This window comes from Streptomyces sp. KR80 (assembly GCF_052245555.1).
Taxonomy (GTDB): domain Bacteria; phylum Actinomycetota; class Actinomycetes; order Streptomycetales; family Streptomycetaceae; genus Streptomyces.
On the sequence record NZ_JBQQCD010000010.1, the window covers coordinates 28137 to 51366 of the forward strand.

Annotated in this window: 19 protein-coding genes; 17 read left to right on the forward strand and 2 right to left on the reverse strand. The window is 70.7% G+C overall.

The features are described 5' to 3' along the window. Window positions 1-12 precede the first annotated feature (12 nt). Entirely contained in the window at window positions 13-1194 is a 1182-nt protein-coding gene (locus ACTWQI_RS16310; protein ID WP_443271088.1) for a TetR/AcrR family transcriptional regulator, read from the reverse strand. Between the two features lie 179 nt (window positions 1195-1373). Between ACTWQI_RS16310 and ACTWQI_RS16315 the strand changes: the two genes are divergently transcribed. The 12 genes from ACTWQI_RS16315 (at window position 1374) to ACTWQI_RS16370 (ending at window position 17137) form a co-directional block, all read left to right on the forward strand. Then, window positions 1374-3206 (forward strand): AMP-dependent synthetase/ligase, encoded by a 1833-nt coding sequence (locus tag ACTWQI_RS16315; protein WP_443271090.1) that lies wholly within the window; start codon window positions 1374-1376, stop codon window positions 3204-3206. A gap of 76 nt (window positions 3207-3282) precedes the next feature. After that, window positions 3283-4425: an acyl-CoA dehydrogenase family protein gene (locus ACTWQI_RS16320; RefSeq protein ID WP_443271093.1), complete on the forward strand. Its 1143-nt coding sequence runs from the start codon at window positions 3283-3285 to the stop codon at window positions 4423-4425. Next, complete coding sequence (locus ACTWQI_RS16325) at window positions 4422-5933, forward strand: aldehyde dehydrogenase family protein (RefSeq protein ID WP_443271094.1); 1512 nt, start codon at window positions 4422-4424, stop codon at window positions 5931-5933. Before ACTWQI_RS16320 ends, ACTWQI_RS16325 begins: the two co-directional genes overlap by 4 nt. A gap of 46 nt (window positions 5934-5979) precedes the next feature. Beyond that, window positions 5980-6999, forward strand: a complete 1020-nt coding sequence (locus tag ACTWQI_RS16330) for an NAD(P)H-dependent flavin oxidoreductase (RefSeq protein WP_443271095.1) — start codon at window positions 5980-5982, stop codon at window positions 6997-6999. Continuing rightward, window positions 6996-7814 carry an enoyl-CoA hydratase-related protein gene (locus ACTWQI_RS16335; protein ID WP_443271096.1) on the forward strand — a complete coding sequence of 273 codons (819 nt, stop codon included), beginning with the start codon at window positions 6996-6998 and terminating at the stop codon, window positions 7812-7814. Before ACTWQI_RS16330 ends, ACTWQI_RS16335 begins: the two co-directional genes overlap by 4 nt. Window positions 7815-7876: 62 nt before the next feature. Beyond that, complete coding sequence (locus ACTWQI_RS16340) at window positions 7877-8806, forward strand: oxygenase MpaB family protein (RefSeq protein ID WP_443271097.1); 930 nt, start codon at window positions 7877-7879, stop codon at window positions 8804-8806. Window positions 8807-8987: 181 nt separating this feature from the next. Continuing rightward, window positions 8988-9494, forward strand: coding sequence for a DUF6230 family protein (locus ACTWQI_RS16345; RefSeq protein ID WP_443271098.1), 507 nt, complete (start codon window positions 8988-8990; stop codon window positions 9492-9494). Further along, window positions 9485-10936, forward strand: coding sequence for a DUF6114 domain-containing protein (locus ACTWQI_RS16350; protein WP_443271099.1), 1452 nt, complete (start codon window positions 9485-9487; stop codon window positions 10934-10936). Before ACTWQI_RS16345 ends, ACTWQI_RS16350 begins: the two co-directional genes overlap by 10 nt. A gap of 424 nt (window positions 10937-11360) precedes the next feature. Continuing rightward, window positions 11361-11972 carry an ArsR family transcriptional regulator gene (locus ACTWQI_RS16355; protein ID WP_443271100.1) on the forward strand — a complete coding sequence of 204 codons (612 nt, stop codon included), beginning with the start codon at window positions 11361-11363 and terminating at the stop codon, window positions 11970-11972. Then, window positions 11969-12436: a hypothetical protein gene (locus ACTWQI_RS16360; protein ID WP_443271102.1), complete on the forward strand. Its 468-nt coding sequence runs from the start codon at window positions 11969-11971 to the stop codon at window positions 12434-12436. The genes ACTWQI_RS16355 and ACTWQI_RS16360 overlap by 4 nt, the downstream gene beginning before the upstream one ends. A 354-nt stretch (window positions 12437-12790) precedes the next feature. After that, a complete protein-coding gene (locus tag ACTWQI_RS16365) occupies window positions 12791-14371 on the forward strand; it encodes a S8 family serine peptidase (protein ID WP_443271104.1) in 1581 nt (526 codons plus the stop codon). A gap of 189 nt (window positions 14372-14560) precedes the next feature. Then, the gene (locus ACTWQI_RS16370) at window positions 14561-17137 is read left to right on the forward strand and encodes a SpoIIE family protein phosphatase (RefSeq protein WP_443271106.1); all 2577 of its coding nucleotides are present in this window, start codon (window positions 14561-14563) and stop codon (window positions 17135-17137) included. 87 nt (window positions 17138-17224) lie between these two features. Here ACTWQI_RS16370 and ACTWQI_RS16375 read toward each other — a convergent pair whose 3' ends face one another. After that, complete coding sequence (locus ACTWQI_RS16375) at window positions 17225-17524, reverse strand: hypothetical protein (RefSeq protein WP_443271108.1); 300 nt, start codon at window positions 17522-17524, stop codon at window positions 17225-17227. Window positions 17525-17789: 265 nt separating this feature from the next. Between ACTWQI_RS16375 and ACTWQI_RS16380 the strand changes: the two genes are divergently transcribed. The 5 genes from ACTWQI_RS16380 (at window position 17790) to ACTWQI_RS16400 (ending at window position 23068) form a co-directional block, all read left to right on the forward strand. Then, entirely contained in the window at window positions 17790-18542 is a 753-nt protein-coding gene (locus ACTWQI_RS16380) for a GntR family transcriptional regulator (protein WP_443271110.1), read from the forward strand. A gap of 293 nt (window positions 18543-18835) precedes the next feature. Beyond that, on the forward strand, window positions 18836-19021 hold the full coding sequence (locus tag ACTWQI_RS16385) for an SPOR domain-containing protein (RefSeq protein WP_443271111.1): 186 nt from the start codon (window positions 18836-18838) through the stop codon (window positions 19019-19021). A 28-nt stretch (window positions 19022-19049) separates the two neighbouring features. Continuing rightward, a complete protein-coding gene (locus ACTWQI_RS16390) occupies window positions 19050-19469 on the forward strand; it encodes a (deoxy)nucleoside triphosphate pyrophosphohydrolase (RefSeq protein ID WP_443271113.1) in 420 nt (139 codons plus the stop codon). Between the two features lie 131 nt (window positions 19470-19600). Continuing rightward, window positions 19601-20032: an ATP-binding protein gene (locus tag ACTWQI_RS16395; RefSeq protein WP_443271335.1), complete on the forward strand. Its 432-nt coding sequence runs from the start codon at window positions 19601-19603 to the stop codon at window positions 20030-20032. A 366-nt stretch (window positions 20033-20398) separates the two neighbouring features. Continuing rightward, complete coding sequence (locus ACTWQI_RS16400) at window positions 20399-23068, forward strand: SpoIIE family protein phosphatase (protein WP_443271337.1); 2670 nt, start codon at window positions 20399-20401, stop codon at window positions 23066-23068. Window positions 23069-23230: the final 162 nt, after the last annotated feature.

Consider the following 23230-nt stretch of genomic DNA (forward strand, 5'->3'; position numbering starts at 1 on the left):
CGCGTCATGAAGTCAGCCGTGATTCGCCAGGGCCAGTGCGTGCTGTACGAGGGCGGCGGTGCGCTCCGCGTTGACCGATGCCCCACCGGAGCCGGCCAGGTCGGTCACCACGTTGAACGCCGCGTGGACCCGGAAGCGCAGCACCCCGGCCGGCTGGTCGGGATCCAGCTCGGACAGCAGGCCCACCCAGGTGTCGACGTGCCGACGCTGCTCGACCCGCAGCCGGTGGCGGTCGGCCGCGGGCAGGTTCTCGCTCTCCACGGCGTACACCGCGGGCACCTCCGCATGCGCAAAGCTCAGCCGCACGTAGGTGTCGACCAGCCGCAGCATCGCCTCCGCGGGGGTCTTGGCGTCCGACAGCGCCTCGGAGGTGGCCAGTTCGAGACGGCTGCTGGCCCGGTAGTACGCGGCGGCAAGGAGATCGGCCTTGCTCGCGAAGTGGCGGTAGACGCTGGAGGCGTTGATACCCGCTGCCTCGCCGATGTCGGAGATCGACACCTCGTGATAACCGCGCTCGTGGAACAGCCGGACAGCCTCGGCGAGCAGCCGCTCGCGACGCGGCAGCAGCGCGCCCTGCTCCGGCCGGTAACCCCGCGGCGCGGCGCTGCGGGGTGCGGGCAGGTCGGCGGTGAGCACGGCCGTGGCGCAGTCCACGATGGTCCGCTCGGCCTGGGTCTTGGCGAGCGCCGCACGGTGCGTGGCCGGGCTTGCGATCACGCTCAGCGCGGCCGCCACCAGCGTGGCGGCGTCTCGTTTGGGCAGCTCGGGACGTGCCTGAAGGAGCAGGTCGCGCAGGGTGCGTACGGAGCCGTCGAACCGCTCGGCGAGCAACTCCCGCTGCTCCGGATCAAGATGGCGCCCCTGCCACTGGTAGAGCCGGGCCACCGCGCGACGGTCGAAGGTGAAGCGCACCAGTGCGGGCAGCACGGTGCGCAGCCGCTCGGCAGGGACGTCGACCGCGTCCGACGAGTGGACGCACTCGGCGAAGCTCGTGCCCAGCTCGTCGACCGCGGTGGCCAGAATGGCCTGCTTGGTGGGGAAGTGCCGGTAGATCGCCGGGCCGGTGATGCCGACCGCCCTCGCGATGTCCTCGATGCCGACGTTGTGGTACCCGCGGGCGCAGAACAGCTCAGCCGCGGCGAGCGCGATGGACGCCTTGCGGTTCTTGGGGCGTCGACGGGGAGAACTCGGCATGCGGCGAGTGTAGTCAGCCTTCTCGGTGATTGAACAGCCGCTGAGCTGTCACTTCTCGCTCTCGCAGTGACCTGTTATGACATCGAATTAAGTAAGTCACGATTCGCATCTCTTGACAGGTACTCGGGACTGGGTCTGTCATATGGGACGTGCCCGGCGCTCGACGAAGGGAGCCGCTCATGGTCACGGAATCCGACATCACCCGCGCGGTGGGAACGTGGACCCTGCCACGCCTGCTGCACCGCAACGCCACCGAGTTCGCCGATCTGCCGGCCTTGACCGGCCCGTCCGGGGCGAACCGCCTGACCTGGACGTGGCAGGAGCTCGCCGACGAAGTGCTGGCCGCCGCACACGGGCTGCACGGGCTCGGCCTTGGGCGCGGCGACCGCATGCTCATCGCGATGTCCAGCCGCCCCGAGCACTGGGCGATCGACTTCGCGGCCGTACAGCTCGGCGCCATCCCGTGCACCACCTACGCGACGCTCAGCCCGGAGCAGATCCGGCAGGTCGCCCTGCACAGCGGGGCGACGGTGGTGGTTCTGGAGGGGGCCGCGGAGGTCGAGCGCTGGCGTCCGGCGCTGGCCGCGATGCCGTCCCTGCGCGCCGTTGTGCTGCTCGACCCGGCCGCCGCGGCCCCGGGCTTCCCCTGCGTCTCGTACGCCGAACTGGTCGCCCAGGGCGGGGAACGGCACCATGGCGATCCCGAGCGCGCCCAGCAGTGGACCGATGCCATCAGGCAGGACGACCCGCTCGCGATGATCTACACCTCGGGCACCACCGGCGACCCGAAAGGCGTGGTGCTCTCGCACCGCAACGCCGTCTACCAGTGCGCCGCCCAGGATCTGATCAACGCAGGCCCTGAGCACCCCAGGCTGATCGCCTACCTGCCGCTGGCACACATCGCCGAACGGGCGCTCGGCATGTACCTGCCGGTCTACACGGCCGGCCATGTGACGATCTGCCCCGACCCGGCGCAGCTGCTGCCCACCCTGACCGCGGTGCGCCCGCAGGGCTTCTTCGGGGTGCCCCGGGTGTGGGAGAAGTTCGCCGCCGCCCTTCAAGGAGTGTTGTCCGGGCTCGACGAGCCGCGCCGGGCCGCCGTGGATGCCGCACGCGAGGCGGCCGGCCGGGCCTACCGGATCCGGGCGGACGGCACCGCCCTGCCGCCCGACCTCGCCGCCGCCCTCACCGAAGCTGACGCCACGGTGCTGCGCCTGCTGCGCGAGCAGCTCGGGCTCGCCGACGCGGTCCGGCTCGGCAGCGGCGCCGCCCCGATCCCGGCCGAAGTCCTGGAGTTCTTCGGCTCGTTGGGCCTGACCGTCATGGAGGTGTGGGGCCTGTCCGAGACCACCGGTGCGGCCACCAGCACCTACCCGGACCGCTACCGGGCCGGCACCGTCGGGCTGCCCGTGCCGGGCATGGAGGTACGCCTTGCCGCCGACGGTGAGATCGAGGTACGCGGGCCGCTGGTGTTCCTCGGCTACCTCCAGGCGGACGGCCGGATCGAACCGGCGGTGGACGACGAAGGCTGGCTGGCCACCGGCGATGTCGGCACCTTCGACCCCGACGGCATGCTGCGGATCACCGACCGCAAGAAGGAACTCATCATCACCGCCAGCGGCAAGAACATCGCGCCCAGCCGCGTGGAGTCCCTGCTGCGGGCCCACCCGCTGATCGGCTACGCCGCGGTCGTCGGCGACCGCCGCCCCTATCTGACCGCCCTGCTGGTGCTCGACGAGGAGGCCGCGCCCCTTTGGGCACGGGCCCACGGGCTGCCCGCCGAGGACATCAGGGAACTGGCCGCGGAGCCGCACGTCCACAAGGAACTGGCCGCCGCGGTCGAGCGGGCCAACGCGGTGCTCTCCCGGCCCGAACAGGTCAAGTCCTTCCACGTGCTCGACCGGTCCTGGAGCCCTCAGACCGGGGAGCTCACCCCCAAGCTCTCACTCAAGCGGCGCGTGATCGAAGCGCGGTACGCGGACGAGATCGACGCGCTGTACGCACCCCGCTGACAGCCCTGAACGCACCCCGCCCCCGCCCTGTACGCACCCCGCTGACCGCCTGGCCCTGGAAGAAGAGGTGTCTTTCGTGACCGACCTACTGACCCTTGAGCAGCGGGACTTCACCGCCGCGCTCACCGACTTCTGCCGCCGCGAGTTCGGCACCCGCGAGCAGTGGGACAAACTCACCGGCGGCGGCAGCCACCAGCACAACCCCGAGCTGTACCGGAAGATGGCGGAGCTCGGCTGGCTGGGCATCGCGGTGCCCGAGGAGTACGGCGGCGGGGGCCAGGGCATGGCCGAGCTGGCGCTGTTCCTGGAGACCACCGCGTACTGGCAGGCCCCCATCGGTGGTATCTCCACGTCGGCGATCGCGGCGGCCTCGTACCAGAAGTTCGGCACCGAGGAGCAGAAGCGGCGGGTGCTAGGCGACTTCCTCCAGGGCAAGGTCCTGGCCATCTCGATGTCCGAGCCCGGCGCGGGTTCGGATGTTGCCGCGCTGACGTGCAAGGCCGAACGGCGCGACGGCGGCTGGGTGATCAACGGCCAGAAGACGTGGTGCTCCAACGCCCACTTGGCCGAGCACATCCTGCTGGTCGCCCGCACCTCCACATCCGGCACCAAACACGAGGGCCTGACCATGTTCTCCGTGCCGCCGGAGACCGAAGGACTGGAGATCCACGGCATCGAGACCCTCGGAGGGCCCGACGTCAACGATCTCTACTTCACTGAATGCTTCGTGCCCGAGGACACTGTGGTCGGCGAAGTCGGGCAGGGCTGGAGTCAGTTGATGGCCGGGCTGAACCTGGAGCGGATGATCCTGGCCGCGCACATGCTCGGCACCGCCCGGCGCGCCTTCGACGACACCGTGGAATACGTCAAGGAGCGCCACCAGTTCGGCCGTCCCATCGGCACCTTCCAGGCGCTACGGCACCGGCTCGCCGACCATGCCACGGAACTGGAGTGCACCCGCCTCCTCGTGCACGACGTGGCGCGCCGCATCGACGCCGCCCCCGGGCGGATGCTGCCGCGCGAGGCGTCGATGGCGAAGCTCAAGGCCACCGAGCTCGCCAAGGCCGTGGCGCTGGACGGCATGCAGATGATGGGCGGCTACGGCTACGCGCTGGAGTACGGGATGGAGCGCATGCTCCGCTCCACGGTGGTGTCCACCGTGTACGGAGGAACCAGCGAGATCCAGCGCGACATCATCGGCAAGACCTTCGGGCTGTGACAGCGGTGACCGCAGTGGAGCACACGATGCCCGCGGTCTGCGAGGAGCCCCGGCTGCGCTCGCTCAACCCCGCCACTGGGGACCTCGTCGCCGAACTGCCCCTGCACACCCCCGCCCAGGTGCACGACGCAGTGGACCAGGCCCGCCGGGCGGCGGCGTACTGGAGCGCACTGAACTGGCGCGAGCGACGCCGGGCCCTGCTGCGCTGGGCCGCCCGACTGGTCCGCGACGCCGACGTGCTGTGCGAGCTGGTGCACGCCGAGAACGGCAAACCGGCCGAGGACGCCTATCTGGAACTGGCGCTCGCGCTCGGACACATCCGCTGGTCCGCCCGGCACGCAGGTCAGGCGGTCGCCGCGCGCCGGGTGTCGCCCGGGGTGCTGATGGCCAACTGCCAGGCCCGCGTCGAACGCCATCCGCTCGGCGTCATCGGGGTGATCGGCCCGTGGAACTACCCGGTGAACACGCCGATGGGATCGATCACCTACGCGCTGGCCGCCGGGAACACGGTGGTGTTCAAGCCCAGCGAACACACCCCGGCGGTCGCGAAGTTCTACGTTGACGCCTTCGCGGCGGCCAACCCCACTCTGCCCGACGGGGTGTTGACCGCGGTCTTCGGCGAAGGCGGGACGGGCGCAGCCCTGGTTGCCTCCGGGGCCGACCTGATCGCCTTCACCGGCTCGGCCGCAACCGGCAAGAAGGTCATGGCGGCCGCGGCCGAGCAGCTCACGCCGGTGCTCATGGAGCTCGGCGGCAAGGACCCGGTGATCGTCGCCGAGGACGCGGACGTGACCGCCGCCGCCGAAGCGGTCGCCTGGGGCGCGATGAGCAACGCCGGCCAGACCTGCATCGGGGTGGAACGGGTGTACGTGGAGCGGCCGGTGGCCGAGCGCTTCCTCACCGCGCTCCGCGACGAGTTGCAAGGCATCCGCGCCGGCGACGCCTACGGCCCGATGACGGTTCCGGACCAGATCGACGTGGTACGCCGCCACCTCACCGGCGCGCTCGAGGCCGGCGGCACCGCACTGGTCGGCGGCCTCGACGCCCTGCGCCCGCCGTACGTCGATCCGGTCGTCCTCGTCGACGTACCCGAGTCGCATCCGGCGGTGCGGGAGGAGACGTTCGGCCCGCTGGTCGTCGTCCGCACCGTGGACGATGCCGAGGAGGCCGTACGACTGGCCAACGGCACCCGCTTCGGCCTGGGCGCCACGGTGTTCTCCCGGCGCCACGGCCAGGCGATCGCCCGGCGGCTGCGCTGCGGAACGGTCTCCGTCAACGCGATGCTGGCGTACGCGGCGATCCCTGCCCTGCCCTTCGGCGGCGTCGGAGACTCGGGCTTCGGCCGCATTCACGGCCTGGAAGGGCTTCTCACCTTCACCCGCACCCAGGCCATTGCCCGCCGGCGATTCCCGGTGCCGGGCATGACCCTGCCGACTTTCCGGCGCAGCCCCGCTGCCATGCGCCTGCTGCGTACCGCCCTGACCCGCATACACGGCCGCGCGCGGTGACTGCTCACCGCGCCCGTGCCCGCGCCCAGAAGGGACTCTTCGCCTCATGCTGACGACTCGTTTCACCGAAACTTTCGGAATCGAGTACCCCCTTGTCCAAGGCGGCATGCAGTGGGTGGGCCGCGCGGAGCTCGTGGCTGCCGTCGCCAACGCCGGCGCCCTGGGCTTCCTCACCGCGCTGACCCAGCCCACCCCGGAAGCCCTGGTCAAGGAGATCGGGCGCTGCCGCGACCTGACCGACAAACCGTTCGGCGTGAACCTGACGATCCTGCCCGCCATCATCCCGCCCCCGTACGAGGAGTACCGGCAGGCGATCATTGAGTCAGGCATCAAGGTCGTCGAAACGGCAGGGTCCAACCCTGCCGATCACCTGCCCGCCTTCCACGCCGCCGGGATCAAAGTGGTGCACAAGTGCACCAGCGTCCGGCACGCCGTCAAGGCGCAGCACCTCGGCGTGGACGCGGTCAGCATCGACGGCTTCGAATGCGCGGGCCACCCGGGCGAGGACGACATACCCGGCCTGGTGCTCATCCCAGCGGCCGCAGACCGGCTCACCGTGCCGATCCTCGCCTCCGGCGGCATCGCGGACGCCCGCGGTCTGGTGGCGGCCCTGGCACTCGGCGCCGACGGCATCAACATGGGCACCCGATTCCTGTGCACCACCGAGGCACCGGTGCACGAGCGGGTGAAGCGGCAGATCGTCGCCAACACCGAACGCGACACCGAGCTGATCTTCCGGCCCCTGCGCAACACCGCCCGGGTGGCAAGCAACGGAGTCAGCCGGCGCGTGGTGGAAATCCTCGACGCCGGCGGGCAGTTCGACGACGTACGCGACCTGGTGGCCGGAGCGCGCGGCCGAAAGGTGTTCGAGGAGGGCGACCTCGAAGCCGGAATCTGGAGCTCGGGCGCGGTGCAGGGCATCATCCACGACATCCCCACCGTGGCCGACCTGGTCACCCGCATCGTCACCGAAGCGGCGGCACTGATCGAGAGCCGTCTCGCGGCGATCGTCGCTGCCGGGCAGGCTCCTGGTCGCACCGCCGTGACCGAGGGAGCCGGGCGGTGACCGGCCGACCGTATCTCCTCGCCGACGAAGACGACGGCGTGCTGCGGATCGTCTTCAACCGTCCGCAGCGGCTCAACGCCCTGACCGCCGCCGTACTGAGGGCCGCGGCCGACGCCGTCGAGAAGGCCGCCGCGGATCCCGCGATACGGGTGATCACACTCACCGGCACCGGCCGGGCGTTCTGCACCGGCGCGGACCTGACCGATGTGGGCCATGGCATGGCCTCGGCGGGCGTTTCCGGAGCGGTCCGGGACGCGAGCGGCGCCACCGAGGACGGCATCGACGCCGCGAACCGCCTCATCCGCGCCATCGCCGACGCGCCGAAACCCGTGGTCGCAGTCGTCAACGGCCCGGCGGCCGGGGTCGGTTGTTCGATCGCCACCGCCTGTGACCTCATCTGGGCGGCGGAGTCAGCCTACTTCCTGCTGGCCTTCGCGAACGTCGGACTCATGCCGGACGGCGGGACCACCGCGACCATCCCGGCCGCCATCGGCCGGGCCCGCGCGGCGCGCATGGCCCTGCTCGCCGAACGCGTCCCGGCACAGCGGGCGTTCGACTGGGGACTGATCTCCGCCGTGGTCCCCGACGACCAACTGGCCGCCGAGGCAGACAAGGTCATCGCCGCCCTGGCAACCGGCCCAACCGCAGCCTACGCCGAGACCAAGCGAGCCCTCCGCGCGAGCGCCCTCGCCGGTCTCGACCATGCCCTGTCACAGGAACGGGCCGGACAACTCCGGCTGTTCGAGCGCGCCGATTTCACCGAAGGCGTCCGCGCTTTCCGCGAGCACCGACCGGCACGCTTCACCGGCGCCTGACGGGCGTTCCATCCGCACGCACACACGGCGATACGCCGAAGTGTCCACCGCAAGGAGAGCACATGCGTCGCGACCACTGGCTGACCCGCATAGCCGACCTCGACCCGCTCGCCGACGCGCAGGAGATCTATCGCATCTCGTCGGGACACGAGTTCCCGTGGGATTACCTGCGCGCCCTGGAGTTGGCCCTGTTGCGCACTTTCTGCGTGCCCAGCATCTCCGGACTGCTCGCGGCGACAGGGGAGTTCGAGCACCGGCCGCAGAAACGCTACGACGACACCGCCCTGCTGATGGCCGAGCTTGCGGAGCACGGATACGACTCCACGCGCGGCAAGGAAGCGCTCCGCGTGATCAACGGCATGCACCGCCAGTACTCGATCAGCAACGACGACATGCTGTACGTCCTGTCCACCTTCGTCTACGAACCCATCTACTGGATCGACGAGTTCGGCTGGCGCCCCCTCCATCCCCACGAGCGGCAAGCCGCGTTCCACTACTACGGCGAAATCGGCCGCCGCATGGGCATCCGGGACATCCCACCGGACTACGCCGGATTCCGCGACTTCAAACAGCGTTTTGAGCACGAGCGGTTCGACTACTGCCTCGCCAACCAAGCGATCGGCCGGTACACCATCAACCTCTTCCGCTCCCGGTACCCGAGGCCGCTGCGGAGCACGGCCGAGGCGGCGGTGCGCAGCCTGCTCGAACAGCCCACGCTCAGCGCCTTGGGGCTGTCCGCGGCCCCGGCCTGGGCAGGCAGAGCGGTACGGGCCGCCCTGCGCGGCCGGGCCAGCGTGGTGCGCCTGCTCCCGCCCCGCCGTGACGCCGCCCTCACCCGCTCCGTCCACCCGCGCGGCTACCCCGGATACCCCGCCGGCTACTGCCCCGCCGACCTCGGCGCCGGACCGCCGCCGGCCGACATGGACCCGCACCTGCTCCACCGACCGGCGCGCCGTCCAATCCGGCCCGGCACTGATGACCACAACCGATAGGAGGCACCGTGTACCGCTCGACGAAGAGACACGACCTGCATGACACCGAGAGACCGGGACCACCCTTGGGAGGCGTGCCCCCCGGCTGCCCGGCGAGGCGGGACCCGCTGGAGGCAGGCGAGCCTGCTGATGGTGCCGTCCGTGCTCGCGGTCGCGGCGATGACGGTCGCCATGGCGCAAGGTGCCCTGGCTGCGAGTTTTCGGCGTCTCGGGAAAGCAGTTCAAGGTCACCGCCGACGGCGTCGACGGCCGTCAGATGGTCGGCTTCCCCTCCACTGTCACCTCGGCCGACAGCAAGGACCTGGAGACCATCCGGCTCGCGTTCGGCTCGGCCTCCCTGCGCAGCCGGTGCCTGTCCCAGGTCACGCACCTCCCCGTCATCGGGGATGTGACGTTGAGTCTGAAGTCCGGCGGCGCCGACCCGGTGACCGTGGAAGACTTCACCGCTGACGCCACCGACCTCGTGGGTGCGAAAGGCAACCTCTCGCAGGTCGAAGTCGGCGTGGATGCCTCCCGGCTGACCAGGACAGGGGAGGGCGGACGAGAGCCGAAGGGACGCTTCGGGCTGCAGGCGTCCGGGATGTCCCTGGAGGATTTCAGCACCACCGCGCACACCCTCACCAGCGGCAGCTTCAAGCTTTCCGGTCTCGGCCTCAGCATCAAGCGAGGGGCAAGGGCATGCGGCTGACAAGGCTGCGGGCGGACTTCCGTCACTGGCGGCGCACCAGACCGTTCTGGGCCGGACTCTGGGTGCTGGCGGGCGGCTGCTTCATCGTCGCGCCGCCGCTCGCCCCTGTGGAGGTCATGCTCACCGCCGGCCCGGCGGCGACGACAGCGCTCGGGGTCGGAGTGGTTCTGTTCGCCGCAGGGGCGGTCTTCTGGCTTCTTCCGCATCATCGTGTGTTCACCGCGGTCGTATCCGCCGCCTTCTCCGTCATCTCCTTCGCCACCACCAACTTCGGCGGCCTGGGCATCGGCATGATCCTCGGCGTCCTCGGATCGAGCATGGCCTTCGGCTGGCGCCCCGCGTCGGCAGCCGAACACTCCGGTGGGGGCGGCGGACACGGCACCGAATGCCCCGGCCCACCGACGACGGAAGGCCCGAGGGAGGACGGGTCGGACGGCGAGCGGCCCGGCGGCGGCTCGCGCAGGTATGGGCCCACCGGAACCGCCCACTCTTGGAAGAGGAACACGACGGAAGTGGGTGGGAAGGAGGACCCGCGCGGCGTGGACGGGGAGCAGATCCCGGCCGGTGAGTATGCGGCTGACGTCGTACGCACCAATGCCACCGCCAACCGGGCCGAGGCCCCGCACGGACGGAGTGCGGGCGGTGCGCGGCACCAAGTCGTGACTCGGCGTACCCCGCCCCGACTGCTACGCGCAGGCACCCTCGCCTGCGCGGCCTTCCTGCTGAGCCTCGTGACCGCCGCCCCGGCCCAGGCGCAGCCATGCCTGCCCGACGGACTGCCCTGGCTTCTGCCGTGGCCGCCTGCCCCACCCCCGTGCACCGACCCGCCCTCGGGGCCGGATCCCTCCCCGGAGCCTTCCCCAGCGCCCCCGGGTCCGCGGCCGGACCCGGGGACCGACCCCTCGGAAGGGTCTCCCGACCCCTCTCGCACAAGCCTCGGGCGCCTTCCCGAAACGTCCGGCGAGATCAAGCACACGGCGGTGCCCCCAGCGCCGGGGCAGAACAAGGACCTGCCTCTCCCCACCTTGCTCCCGCCGAACATCAGGGCCGCGAAACTCGACGCCCGCGCACTGGAGATCAAGGGAAGCCGGATACTGCCCACCACCGAGGGCGGGATCAAGGTCCTCGTCATGCACGCGGCGTCGGTCTCCCTGCAGGGCTATCGGCTCGACACGGTGCAGACGGGCCCTGGGCTCGGGCTCGGCTTCGACATCACCATCGAAGACGTGGACCTGTACCTCCCCTCCCTCAGCGGCACGCTGCGGGTGGCCGGGGTGCCTGTTCGTCTCTCGCTCTCCGCCGATCTCCTGCCGGACTTCTTGCCGCTGAACGTGCCACTGCCTCGGCTCGCACTCGAGACGGTCGAGGCGCAGCAGTCGCTTATCGTCAGCCCACGGGCCGAGTTCACGGGATTGCAGATCGAGTCCCGGTCCGGCGGCTGACGGTCGACAAAAGAGAAGACCCGGCAGCCGAACGGTTCACCGTCCCGGCCGGTAGGTGCGAGGCACCAGGCCGACGCCCGGAGTCACATGTCGTGTCGGGTCTATGGACACCTTGTGCCCCGTGCCTGGCATCGCTGCCGGGAGGTCCTGCAGAACCCTCCATGCAGCCCGCGCCCCTCGATATGGCGGCCAGCTCTCGGCGGAGGCACGCGCGGGTGACTGCACGCAAGCCGTGTAGGGATGCCTAGGGGCTTCTGAGCCGCAGGGTGCCGGGATGGCGCCCCCGTGCTGATTCTGCGCTGACTTGGATCTCTCGGAAGCCTGTTTCCGCAAGTGAGAGCGTTGTGGTGGACGTTCCGGTTCAACGTGTGACGCTGCGTCGACCCGACAGTGGCGATCGGTTGCCCACTGTTACTTTCATTGGATGCAGGATATGCTGCGTCCAATGAAAGTTTCGCCGAGTCTCCTGCCCATCCTGCGGTCTCGACTGCAAGGCGAGCTCCTGGCTCTCGTGCTTCTGCACCCGGAGCGCGAATACAGCATCACCGAGCTTGCCGCCGACTTCGGGGTGACGCCCACGACTGTCCTCCGCGAGGTTGACCGGCTGGTCGGCGGCGGCATCCTGACCGACCGGCGAGTGGGGCGCAGTCGTCTGGTCACGGCACGTACGGACACCCCGCTGTATCGCCCGCTGAGCGACCTCATGTCCGTATCATTCGGCCCCCTGCCCTTGCTCGCCGAGGCGTTGGCGGGCCTCGAAGGCGTGCGGCACGCGTACATTTACGGCTCGTGGGCCGCGCGGTACAACGGCGAGCCGGGGCCGCCGCCCGCTGACGTCGATGTCCTCGTCGTGGGTGATCCCGATCCTGACGCCCTCTTCGACATCGCCGAGGACGTGTCTCGGCGGTTGCGCCGTGAGGTCAACATGCATCGGGTCACTGCCGAGGCGTGGCGTGGCCGCACGGATGATCCGTTCCTCACCAGCGTTCGCGAGCGTCCGCTGGTCCAGTTGAACCTCGGCCAGGAGGGGCAATGACCCGCTGGAATCAAGGTCGGACGACGATCGACGCGCTCATCGGCGGCGGCGAGCTGGAGCGCGTCCCCGCTTCACGGCCGGCCGCTGAGGCCGAGCTGACCCGGGCGCGTACCCATGTCGGCTCTGCGCAGCGGCTGTTGGCCATGGACCCGGAAGGGGCGTACACGCTGGCGTACGACGCCGCGCGCAGGGCGTTGGCGGCGGTACTGCAGAACCAGGGCCTGCGGACCACCAGTCGCGGCGGGCACACCGCCGTCTACAAGGCTGTGCAGGCACAGCTCGATCCCCCGCTCGGGTCCATCCTGCGGCCCTTCAACCGCATGCGTTCCCGCCGCAACGAAGTGGAGTACCGGTCGTCGGAGGCTCCCGCGGTGACCGCGGAAGAGGTCGAGGCCGACCTGCCGAAGGTGGAGGCGCTCATTGAACTCGCGGAGAAGGCGATCCCGAACATGCCGCGCTACTGAGTGCCGGTCATCTCACGCCATGTCGTGGTGCCGGCCGCTCCAGCCGAGGCCGGGGATCCGTGGTGACATCCCGTCCATTTATGTCGCTCATGTGACGGCCCGTGACGAAGTCTTGCTTGTTTTCTACTGATGCGTCAATCTTTCGCTAACGACAGCCGCTGAGTCATCGCGGGTGTCGTGGCAGCACTGATCTGTCATGCTCATGATCTGCATGCAATGCCTGTGTGCCGCGGTAACCGAACCACCCGTTCCCCCTCCCTGGCACCACTGTGCCCGGCCCCGGACGCCTTTCGCTGACGGCTGGTCCCGGGCACGTCCCCCACTTGCGCACCACCGATGAGAAGGACCCCTCACATGGCAGTGATGCGTCATTCCCGGCGAAGACTCGTTGGCGCGGCTGCGGCCGCAGCAGTGACAGCACTTGCGCTCGGCGTCGGTCCGGCGCTCCCGGCAGTCGCATCGCCGGCAGCCGGTACGGAAGGCCGGATCCTGAACGCCGGAGCACCCGGAGCCATCAAGGACAGCTATATCGTCATCCTCGACGAAGCCGCGGCGGAAGCCGATTCGGCCAAGGGCCGAGCGCTGGCGAAGAGATTCTCCGCGAAGATCGAGAGGACCTACCGCGCGGCGCTGAACGGCTACGCCGTCGAACTGTCCGAGGCACAGGCCAAGAAGCTCGCGGGAGATCCCGCTGTGGAATCGGTGGTGCAGAACCGCACCTTCTCCATATCGGGCACTCAGCCGAACCCGCCGTCCTGGGGCCTGGACCGCATCGATCAGAAGTCCCTTCCCCTGAACAACAGTTACACCTACCCGGACTCCGCCGGCAGCGGTGTCACCGCGTACATCATCGACACCGGCGTGCGGATCAGCCACTCCGACTTCGGCGGTCGTGCCGGCTACGGCTACGACGCGGTCGACAACGACAACACCGCCCAGGACGGTCACGGCCACGGCACCCACGTCGCCGGCACGGTGGCCGGGAGCTCGTACGGCGTTGCCAAGAAGGCCAAGGTCGTCGGCGTACGGGTGCTCAACAACCAGGGCTCCGGCACAACCGCCCAGGTCGTCGACGGCATCGACTGGGTGACAGACAACGCCGTCAAGCCGGCCGTCGCCAACATGAGCCTCGGCGGCGGAGTCGACACCGCCCTGGACACGGCGGTACGCAACTCCATCGCCTCCGGTATCACCTACGCCGTCGCTGCAGGCAACTCCAACGCCAACGCCTCCAACTACTCACCGGCTCGGGTGAGTGAGGCCATCACGGTCGGTTCCACGACCAACACCGACGCCAGATCCAGCTTCTCCAACTACGGCAGCGCGCTGGACCTGTTCGCGCCCGGCTCCTCCATCACCTCGGCGTGGAACACCAACGACACCGCCACGAACACCATCTCCGGCACGTCGATGGCCGCCCCGCACGTGGCCGGGGCCGCGGCGCTCTACCTGGCCGACAACCCCTCTTCCACCCCGGCGCAGGTCTCCAGCGCCCTCACTGCGGCCGCCAGCACGGGCGTCGTGACCAGCCCCGGGACCGGCTCGCCGAACCGGCTGCTGAACGTCGCCGGCGGCAGCTCCCAGCCCCCGGGCCCGAAGTTCGAGAACACCGCCGACTACGCGATCAACGACCACGCCACCACCGAGTCCCCGATCACGGTCAGCGGTGTCAGCGGCAACGCGCCGTCGGGCCTCTCCGTCTCGGTCGACATCAAGCACACCTACATCGGTGACCTGCAGGTCGATGTGATCGCGCCGGACGGCACGGCCTACCGCATGAAGAGCTACGGCACGGGCGGCAGCAGTGACAACCTGATCACCGCGTACACGGTGGACGCCACATCCGAGATCGCGAACGGCACGTGGAAGCTCCGGGTCCACGACAACGCGTCGATCGACACCGGCAAGATCGACGCCTGGTCTCTCCAGTTCTGATCAGGCCTTTCGTTGCGGCGGCTGTCGACCGCGAATGGTTCGACAGCGAGTCGATGATCAGCGTATGAGGGGCAGCCGCAACGGCGGCTGCCCCTTCGCCCCGCAACCTCCCCCGCCCCCGGCGCGCCGATCGCCCGGGCTTGGCACATCCTGGTGGTACGACATGCGTCCGTACCGGGAGGGCGCGAGATGGGTGAGGTGGCCGCGGGGCCGGAGGGCGCGCGGCGGTCCGACACGAGCGTCGTTGCCGGCTGCCGCGCGGAGATCGAAGCCGCGCTCGCCCCCTCGCTCGTCGACGCCGTGCAGGCCGGCGGCGGCTACGGCGGCAGCGTCTACCTCCGCTCGCGGGACCGGCGCTCGCTGGTGCTCACGATGGTCGCCGGGGTCCCCCGCTCGCTGCTGAAGTCCTGGTGGCGCATCCCCGTCAGCGGCGCCCTCCCGATATCCGAGGCCTACCGGACCGAGTGCGGCATCGTGCTGTCCGACGCCGGCGAGACCATGCGCCGCTACCCGCAGATGTCGGCCGGCCTCCCGTACCCGTTCGCCTCCGCATACCAGCCCGTGCGGGCGAGTGGGGAGGTGGTGGGCGTCCTCGTGGTGATGCGGTCCATCGAACGCGACGACCGCCCCGTCCAGTTCGAGGAGCTCCGGCTGCGTGCCGTCGCGGACGCGATGGGCGGTTCCCTCGCACGTCTCGCCGCGATCGACTGCCGGGTCGAGTACGACGACGATCCGGTGAGCGTACGACTGCCCGCCGAGGCGGTCAGCGGGGTCCGCGTCGGCCTGATCGACTGGAACCTCGGCACCGGCACGTTCGCCGCCGACGACGAGGCCTGCGAGGTCCTCGGCACCGACCCGGCCCACTTCGGTGGCACGATCGAGGACCTCGAGCGCCGGGTGACCCCCGACGACCGCCATGAGCTGCGGTCGAGCCGGCAGGACGCGGCCGAGCTCGGCTGGGTCCACGCCCGGAGGTTCCGGGTCCTCGACGAGACCGGCGGCGAGCCCCGGTACCGGCCCATCGAGCTGTGGGGCCGGGTCGTCGACCGCGGTGACGACCCGCAGAGCACGCCGCGCCTGGTCGGCGTGGTCGTCGACGCGTCCGCCGGCAGCACCGCGGCCGAGGCCGCCGAGCGGCTGCCCGACGGCATCTTCTCGCTCGACCAGGACGGCCGCGTCACGTACACCAACCACCGTTGCGAGCAGCTGCTGCGCCGCACCCGGGACGAACTCCTCGGCCGCTACCCGTGGCACGTGATGACCTGGCTCTCCGACCCCGCCTACGAGGACCGCTACCGGTCGGCGATGCTGTCGCAGGAGCCGACGTCGTTCCTGGTACGTCACCCGGTCGGCGAATGGCTCGGCTTCGTCCTCTACCCCGATGTGCACGGACTCACCGGGCGGGTCTTCCCCACCAGCGCACCCGCCCACGCCGAGGCGGAGCCAGAGACGGTGGGGGTACCTCCCTGGGGGCACCTCCCAGAGGTAGCTGGGGGAGGTAGCTGGGGGAGGGCCCCCGAGCCGCTGGGCACGGCCGCGCTCGCCGCGCCCGTGGCCATCGCGCGTCCGGGCGCGCTGTACCGCGTGGTGCAGATGGCCAGTGTGCTCACCGAGGCCGTGTCCGTACGAGAGGTCTGCCGGGCGGTCGCCGAACAGCTGCTGCCCGCGTTCGGGGGCCAGGAGCTGGCGCTCTACCTGGTCCGGGACCGCCGTATGCACCTTGCCTGGGAGTCCGGCTACCCGGACGGCTTCCTCGACAGCTTCGAAGGGGTCACCCTCGACGCCCACCTGCCCGGTGTCGAGGCGCTGACCTCCGGCGTCCCCATCTTCTTCGAGTCGCGCCAGCATCTGTCGACCGCCTACCCGGGCATCCTGATGGACCGGATGAACGCCTGGGCGTTTCTGCCCCTCATCGCCTCCGGCCACCCGATCGGCTCCTGCATCCTCGGCTACGACAGCACGCACGCCTTCACCGGCGACGAGCGCGCCGCCCTCACGGCGCTGGGCGGCCTGGTCGCCCAGGCCCTGGAGCGGGCGCGGCTCTACGACGCGGAGTTCGCCCTCGCCCGGGGACTCCAGAACGCTCTGCTGCCGCACCGGCTGCCTCCGGTCGAGGGGCTCCGGACCACCGGTCGCTATCTCCCCGGCACCCAGGGCATGGAGATCGGCGGCGACTGGTACGACGTGATCGGCACCGGCCGCGGCGTGGCCCTCGTCATCGGCGACGTCGAGGGGCACAGCGTCGCCGCCGCCGCGGTGATGGGCCAGCTCCGCAGCGCGGTCAACGCCATCGCCGCGAGTGAGCGTCCACCCGACGAGGTCGTCTGCCGGACCAACCGGCTGCTCGCCGACCTCGACGCCGGAGTCTTTGCGACCTGCTGTTACATCGAACTCGACCCGCGGACCGGCCGGGCCCTGGCGGTACGGGCCGGACACCCGCCGCCGCTGCTGCGCCGGCCCGACGGGCGGACCGAGGTCCTCCCGCTGGACGGCGGCACACTGCTCGGCGTGGACCGCGAGTCGCTCTACCCGGTGACCGAGCTACAGCTCGTGCGCGGCTCGGTGCTGGCGCTGTACACCGACGGGATGGTCGAGCAGCCGGGCCGTGACATCGATGTGGGCGTCGAGGCGCTGCGCGCCTCCCTCGCCGGTTCCTCGCCGGATTCGCTGGAGCACATGGCGGACACGCTGGTCCAGCAGGCCCGCCGTGCTCCCGACCGGCCGGACGACGTGGCGCTGCTCCTCACCGCGTACGACGGTGTGTGAGCTCCTCCAGCTACCTCCCCCAAGACTCCGTCCGGGCGGGGGTCCCCCCGGCGTAGCCAGGGGAGGTGCCCCCAGGGGTGCCCCCAGTCACTGGCGGCCCATGACCTCCCCGAGGCCGGTCTTCAGGTCGTCGAGGTTCATCACCGGCTCGACGTAGACCTCGGCGCCGAACTCCATGAAGAAGGTCTCGGCGATGCTCGGCAGCTGCGACGACCGTTCCATGTCGAACACGACGAAACAGGTCCGCTCGCCTTCCTCGGGGTAGAAGTAGCACGCTTCCGGCTCGAGTCGGTCGAGCACCCCCATGAGCGTCTTCTCCATGGTCCCGTTCTTGATCGCCTTGTTCCCGGCCTCCGTGGGTATCCGGGCCTTCAGAAGCGTTCGCATGGGACCCACCTCTCCCGGCGGACCGGGGCGGGCGCGCCGTTCGCGCTCGGGAAGCCCCGATCACGCGTCTGTTCTTCCAGGGTCTCTCCGGGAGTTGGGGGCCGCAACGGCGTTCGTGCCCACCCTCCTGATCCGGTGGCTCTACCCATGTTCGGGCAGGTCAACGCAGAAGATCACCACTTCGAGTGAAACCCTGGCCTATGCTTGCGAGCGACAACCCAGGGTTGCCAGTCTGTTGCAGTCCGTCAACCTGTTGGGAGGGCACGTGCCTTTCGGTGAGCAGCCTGCGTACCTTCGGGTCGCCGGCGACCTGCGGCAGAAGATCGTCGACGGCTCTCTGCCGCCGCACACCAGGCTCCCCTCCCAGGCCCGCATCCGGCGGGAGTACGGCGTCTCCGACACCGTGGCGCTGGAGGCCCGCAAGGTGCTGATGGCCGAAGGGCTCGTCGAGGGACGCTCCGGCTCGGGGACGTACGTCCGGGCGCAGCCGGTGCCCCGCCGCATCGCCCGTACCGGCTACCGCACGGTCGGCGAGTCCACCCCCTTCCGGCAGGAGCAGGCCGACGAACGGATGCGGGGCACCTGGGAGTCGAGCAGCGAGCAGGAGGATGCGGCCCCGGACATCGCCGCGCGTCTGGAGATCCAGCCGGGAGACCAGGTGATGCGCACCCGCTATCTCTACCGGTCGGAGGGAGAGCCGGCGATGCTGGCCACGTCCTGGGAGCCGCTCGCGGTCACCGGCCGCACGCCGGTAATGCTGCCCGAGGAGGGTCCGCTCGCCGGGCGCGGGGTCGTGGAGCGGATGGCGGCGATCGACGTGATCGTGGACAACGTGGCGGAGGAGGTCGGCGCCCGCCCGGGGCTCGCGGAGGAGACCCTGGCGCTGGGCGGGGTGCCGGGGCATGCGGTGCTCGTAGTGGCCCGCACGTTCTATGCCTCCGGCCGGCCGGTGGAGACGGCGGACGTGGTGGTCCCTGCGGACCGGTTCCGCGTCGCCTACCACCTGCCGGTGAAGTAACCGCGGGGCCTGGCCACGGCAACCGCAGGGCCGGTGTGCATCATCCGACGCCGGCGGAACCGGCGGCGACGTCGTCGGGGGCGCGGGCCGTTTCCGCGGGGCCGCAGGGGCCCCTGACGGCGGGGTCGAGGTCGTCCAAGCTCGAACATGTGGCCGGATGCGTACCTCTTTGTGAAAACTCGTATGCGCTGAGTTAAGGTCGGGCGTACGCTCGGGCATATGCGGATTGCGCTTTCCTCGAAGGACGGGACGCTGTGCGCGCGCGTGCGCACGACGGCGCGAGGGGTGGGCCGATGAGTGACAACGGCGTCGTCCTCCCCTGGCTGGTCATACGCCAGGACGACAACGGCAACCGCTACCGCGTCGGCCGCTATGCCACCCGGGCGGAGGCCGAGCGGGTCGCCGACCGGCTCGACCGCCGCGGCCAGCAGAAGCTCTACACGGTCGAGCGGGTGAGTCGCAGGGCGGCATCGTCGTAGCTCACCGCCGCGCCCTAGGGTTTGGCGCATGACGGGAGATCGGGCGCGCGTCGTGGTCGGCGGAGCGGTGCTGGACGCCGGGCGGCTGCTGGCCGCTCGGCGCAGCGCTCCGCCCGCTCTGGCGGGCCGCTGGGAGCTGCCGGGCGGCAAGCTCGAGCCCGGTGAGGCCCCAGAGGAGGGGCTGGTCCGCGAGTTGCGTGAGGAGCTGGGCGTGGAGGTGGAGCCGCTCATGCGGATCCCGGGGGAATGGCCTCTGACGCCGGGTTATGTGCTGCAGGTGTGGACCGCGCGGCTGGTCGGCGGCGAGCCGCGTCCGCTGCAGGACCACGACGAGGTGCGCTGGCTCACCCCGGACCGGGTGGGTGAGGTCGAGTGGCTCGACCAGGACAGGCCCGCTGTGGCGGAGGCCGCCCGGCTGCTTGCGGACGAAAGGATGAGGGGTCTTTGACCCCACTCTGCGGTCTATATGGCGATAGTTCGGATCTGATACCGGGTATGACCTCTGTAGTCATTCCGGGAATCCTCTGAAACCGGACAGTCGGACCTGTCATCGGTCTGGAAGTGGTCGGCGTGAGCGACATCGCGGGCGCCTTCGAGCCACCGGGACGCTCTGCCTCCCGCACCGCGTCAGGCGCTCCCTGCGTCGAGTGGTCGTTCCCCGCCGAACCCGGCTCCGTACGCGCCGCCCGGGTCCATGTTCGTACAGCTCTCAACGAGTGGCAGCTGAACGCCGTCGGGGATACGGCCGTATTGCTGGTCAGTGAACTCGTCACCAACGCGCTGCGCCATGCGAGAGGCCCCATCGGGCTCCGCATGCAGCGCACCCGTAACGACGCACTGCTGGTCGAGGTGTCCGACCCGCTGCCCGATCCGCCGCTGGCCCGGGAGGCGAGTCCGGAGGACGAAGGGGGGCGTGGCCTGCAGTTGGTGGCCGATACGTCCCGGCGCTGGGGGACCCGGCACGGGAGCGGCGGCAAGACCGTGTGGTTCGAGCTGGCCTTGCCCGGTTAGGAGATAGGCGTGATGCCGAACTCCCCCCGCCAGCGCTGGGAGGTGCCCCCGAGAGCACCTCCCAGCGCTGGCGAGGGCAGCCGGTCCCCCTGGCCCTGACGGCCCGGGTGGAACCCCGAAAGAGAGTGCCCTCAGACGCGGGTCGGGCCCGGAGATCTCCGCCGTGATGCATGGCAGTGACGATCTCGGGTCAAGCCACAGACCCTCGAATGAGACAGTGCTGTGATCGTGAAGGCCGTGTTCCGGACGGCTGACGTGCTGGATACTCAGCGAAGGCCGGTCCGGGCAAGGTGAGCTGGAGGGGACGGGCGCGTGAGCGACAAACCAGCGGGGGCGGAGACGCCCGACGAGTCGGTGACTGCCCCCATGTGGCAGAGCAGCCCGCCCGGATCGATCTACGACTACATTCAGGTCGCCTCATTCTCGCTGGGGCCGGACGGCCGGATCGATCAGTGGAGCGAGCGGGCCACCGAGCTGCTGGGCATCCCGGCGGCCGCGGCCGTCGGCAAGGACCCCATCGAAGCCTTCGTCCCCGATGAGCTGCGCGACCTCGGACACCGCAAGATCGCGGAGATCATGGACGGCCGCGAGTGGATAGGCCTCGTCCCGTTCCGCGCCATAGAGGGCAGCGAAGCCCAAGGGCTCGCCGAGGTCTACGTCATGCCCACGCACACCGAAGACGGCGGGCGCGGCGCTCTCTGCATCGTCGTGGACGTACGGGCCCTGCGCCGCATCGAGACCGACCTCGCCGCCTCACAGGCGGTTTTCGGCCAATCTCCGATGGGTTTCCTGCTCTTCGGCACGGACCTCAAGATCCTGCGCGCCAATGAGCGCTTCGCCGCCGTGTTCGGCGGCACCGCCGAGTCCCATCGTGGCCGCGGGCCCTTCGACTACCTTTCGCGCGGCGAGGCCGAGCGACTGACGGCCGCTCTGCAGCAGGTGCTGGAAACCGGCAGCCCGGTGACGGAGCTTCAGCTCATGGGATCGGCCCCCGGAGACGCGGAGCGGCGGCGCTGGTCGATCCACCTCTTCCGGCTGCACAGCGCCAGCGGGAAGCCGATCGGCGTCGCCGCGCTCGGCGCCGACGTCACCCGTCGGCGCAACGCCGAGCGCGAGGCCGCCAGCGCCCGACGCAACCTCGCGCTCCTCAACGCCGCCGGCTCCCGGATAGGCAATTCGCTCGACCTGGAGACCACCGCCCGCGAACTCCTCGCCGTGGCCGTTCCGCAGTTCTGCGACCTGGCCTCCGTGGACCTCTACCAAGGACTGCTCTCCGGCGACGAGACCCCGCCCGGACTGGCCGACGGCAGCGCCGAGCTGCGCCGGGTCGCCTTCGCCAGCGCCGTCGCCGACGCCCCGGCCTCGCTCTCCGCCCGCAGTGCCCCCGAGGACGGCGACCCGCGCCCCATCGATGTCGGCGCGGTGCACCGCTACCCCTTCAACTCCGCCTGCGCGGACGCGCTGCGCACCGGCCAGGCCAAGGTCGTACCCGGCCAGGACGGCGACGAAGGCCCGGGACTCGGAGCGGTCGTGCAGTCCACCCTCGCGGTGCCGATGGTCGCCCACGACACGGTGGTCGGGCTCGTCCAGTTCTCCCGTACGAAGGGCAGTGAGCCGTTCGGCGAGCGGGACACCGCCCTCGCCGTCGAGCTCGCGGCCCGCGCCGCCGTCTGCATCGACAACGCCCGCCTCTACCGCAGGGAGCACGAGCGCGCGCTGATACTGCAGCGCAGTCTGCTGCCCCCGGGCGACCCCGAGGCCGCCGGGCTCGACATCGCCTGCCGCTATCTGCCCGGCAACACCGCGACCGAGGTCGGGGGTGACTGGTTCGACGTCATCCAGCTCCCCGGGCACCGTACGGCCCTGGTCGTCGGCGACGTGATGGGCCGCGGTCTACGGGCCGCCGTCGCCATGGGAGAGCTGCGCACGGCGGTCAGAACGCTGGCGCTGCTCGACCTGGAACCGGCAGAAGTGCTGTCCGCGCTCGACGAGATCGCCCGCGGCCTGGCGGCGCCGGCCGGCTCGCACGGCGGAGTTCAGGCCTCTTCCGCCCCTCGGCAGATGGGCGTCCCGCGGGCGAGAACCGGGGGAGAACCCCAGCGCCGCTCCCCGGCCGGCGGCCCCGACCACTCCTCCGACCTCTCCGAGGTCTACCTCGCCACCTGTGTGTACACCGTCTACGACCCCGTCACCCGACGCTGTACGTTCGCCAACGCAGGGCACCTGCCGCCCGTGCTCGTCGAGCGAGGCGAGTCCCCTCTGATGCTCGAAGTCCCCACCGGTATGCCGCTCGGTGTCGGCGGTGAGCCGTTCGAGGAGATCGAGGTCGAACTCCCCGAGGGCGCCCTGCTCGCCCTCTACACCGACGGCCTCGTCGAGTCCCGTCACCACGCGCTGGACGAGGGCCTAGAGGCCTTCCGTACGGCCCTCACGGACCCCGCGCTGCCGCTCGAGGACGTCTGCGACCACGTCCTGAACACCCTCGACACCCACCACGGCGAGGACGACATCGCCCTGCTGATGGCCCGCGTGCGGGGACTGCCAATGGACTCGGTGGGCGACTGGAAGCTCCCCGCGGAGCCGCAGTGCGTGGCGCGCGCCCGCGAGCTGGCGCGCGCACAACTGATCGCCTGGGGCCTCGACGGACTGGTGGACACCACGGAATTGCTGGTCAGCGAGCTGGTCACGAACGCCCTGCGGTACGGGGTGGGGGCGCTCCCCCAGCTGCCCCTGGGAGCGTCTTCACCCGGCCGAGGGCTGGGGGAGGAGCCGGCGGGCGGCGAGATCCGGCTCCGGCTGCTGCGCGACCGTACGTTGGTGTGCGAGGTCTGGGACGGCGGCCTGGTCCAGCCGCGCCGCCGCCGCGCCCGCGACACGGACGAGGGCGGCCGCGGCCTGCAGTTGGTCGGCCTCCTCAGTACGGGGTGGGGTAGTCGCCGCACCCCCCATGGGAAGACGGTCTGGTTCGAACTCGCCCTCCCGAACGGCGAGTCGACGGCCGCCGACCCCGTGGAGGCCCTGCTCAGCCTCTACTGAGCCCGGCGCCCCGGCCCCGGCGCCCTGCGTCTGCGCCCCGGACCCGCCGCCGCGCCCGCACCCCGTGTCCGCGCTCCCGCCCTGCCGGCCTCGCGTCCCCGCCCCGGCGCTTCGCGCCGGAATGCACCCGCCCGCCCGCCCCAAATTCGGGGCGGGCGGGCG

What these genes read in the sequence shown, in the direction of transcription:
- ACTWQI_RS16310 (WP_443271088.1), bottom strand. Translation starts at nt 1,194, where the DNA reads ATGCCGAGTTCTCCCCGTCGACGCCCCAAGAACCGCAAGGCGTCCATC.
- ACTWQI_RS16315 (WP_443271090.1), top strand. Translation starts at nt 1,374, where the DNA reads ATGGTCACGGAATCCGACATCACCCGCGCGGTGGGAACGTGGACCCTG.
- ACTWQI_RS16330 (WP_443271095.1), top strand. Translation starts at nt 5,980, where the DNA reads ATGCTGACGACTCGTTTCACCGAAACTTTCGGAATCGAGTACCCCCTT.
- ACTWQI_RS16340 (WP_443271097.1), top strand. Translation starts at nt 7,877, where the DNA reads ATGCGTCGCGACCACTGGCTGACCCGCATAGCCGACCTCGACCCGCTC.
- ACTWQI_RS16350 (WP_443271099.1), top strand. Translation starts at nt 9,485, where the DNA reads ATGCGGCTGACAAGGCTGCGGGCGGACTTCCGTCACTGGCGGCGCACC.
- ACTWQI_RS16355 (WP_443271100.1), top strand. Translation starts at nt 11,361, where the DNA reads ATGCAGGATATGCTGCGTCCAATGAAAGTTTCGCCGAGTCTCCTGCCC.
- ACTWQI_RS16360 (WP_443271102.1), top strand. Translation starts at nt 11,969, where the DNA reads ATGACCCGCTGGAATCAAGGTCGGACGACGATCGACGCGCTCATCGGC.
- ACTWQI_RS16365 (WP_443271104.1), top strand. Translation starts at nt 12,791, where the DNA reads ATGGCAGTGATGCGTCATTCCCGGCGAAGACTCGTTGGCGCGGCTGCG.
- ACTWQI_RS16370 (WP_443271106.1), top strand. Translation starts at nt 14,561, where the DNA reads ATGGGTGAGGTGGCCGCGGGGCCGGAGGGCGCGCGGCGGTCCGACACG.
- ACTWQI_RS16375 (WP_443271108.1), bottom strand. Translation starts at nt 17,524, where the DNA reads ATGCGAACGCTTCTGAAGGCCCGGATACCCACGGAGGCCGGGAACAAG.
- ACTWQI_RS16385 (WP_443271111.1), top strand. Translation starts at nt 18,836, where the DNA reads ATGAGTGACAACGGCGTCGTCCTCCCCTGGCTGGTCATACGCCAGGAC.
- ACTWQI_RS16390 (WP_443271113.1), top strand. Translation starts at nt 19,050, where the DNA reads ATGACGGGAGATCGGGCGCGCGTCGTGGTCGGCGGAGCGGTGCTGGAC.
- ACTWQI_RS16400 (WP_443271337.1), top strand. Translation starts at nt 20,399, where the DNA reads ATGTGGCAGAGCAGCCCGCCCGGATCGATCTACGACTACATTCAGGTC.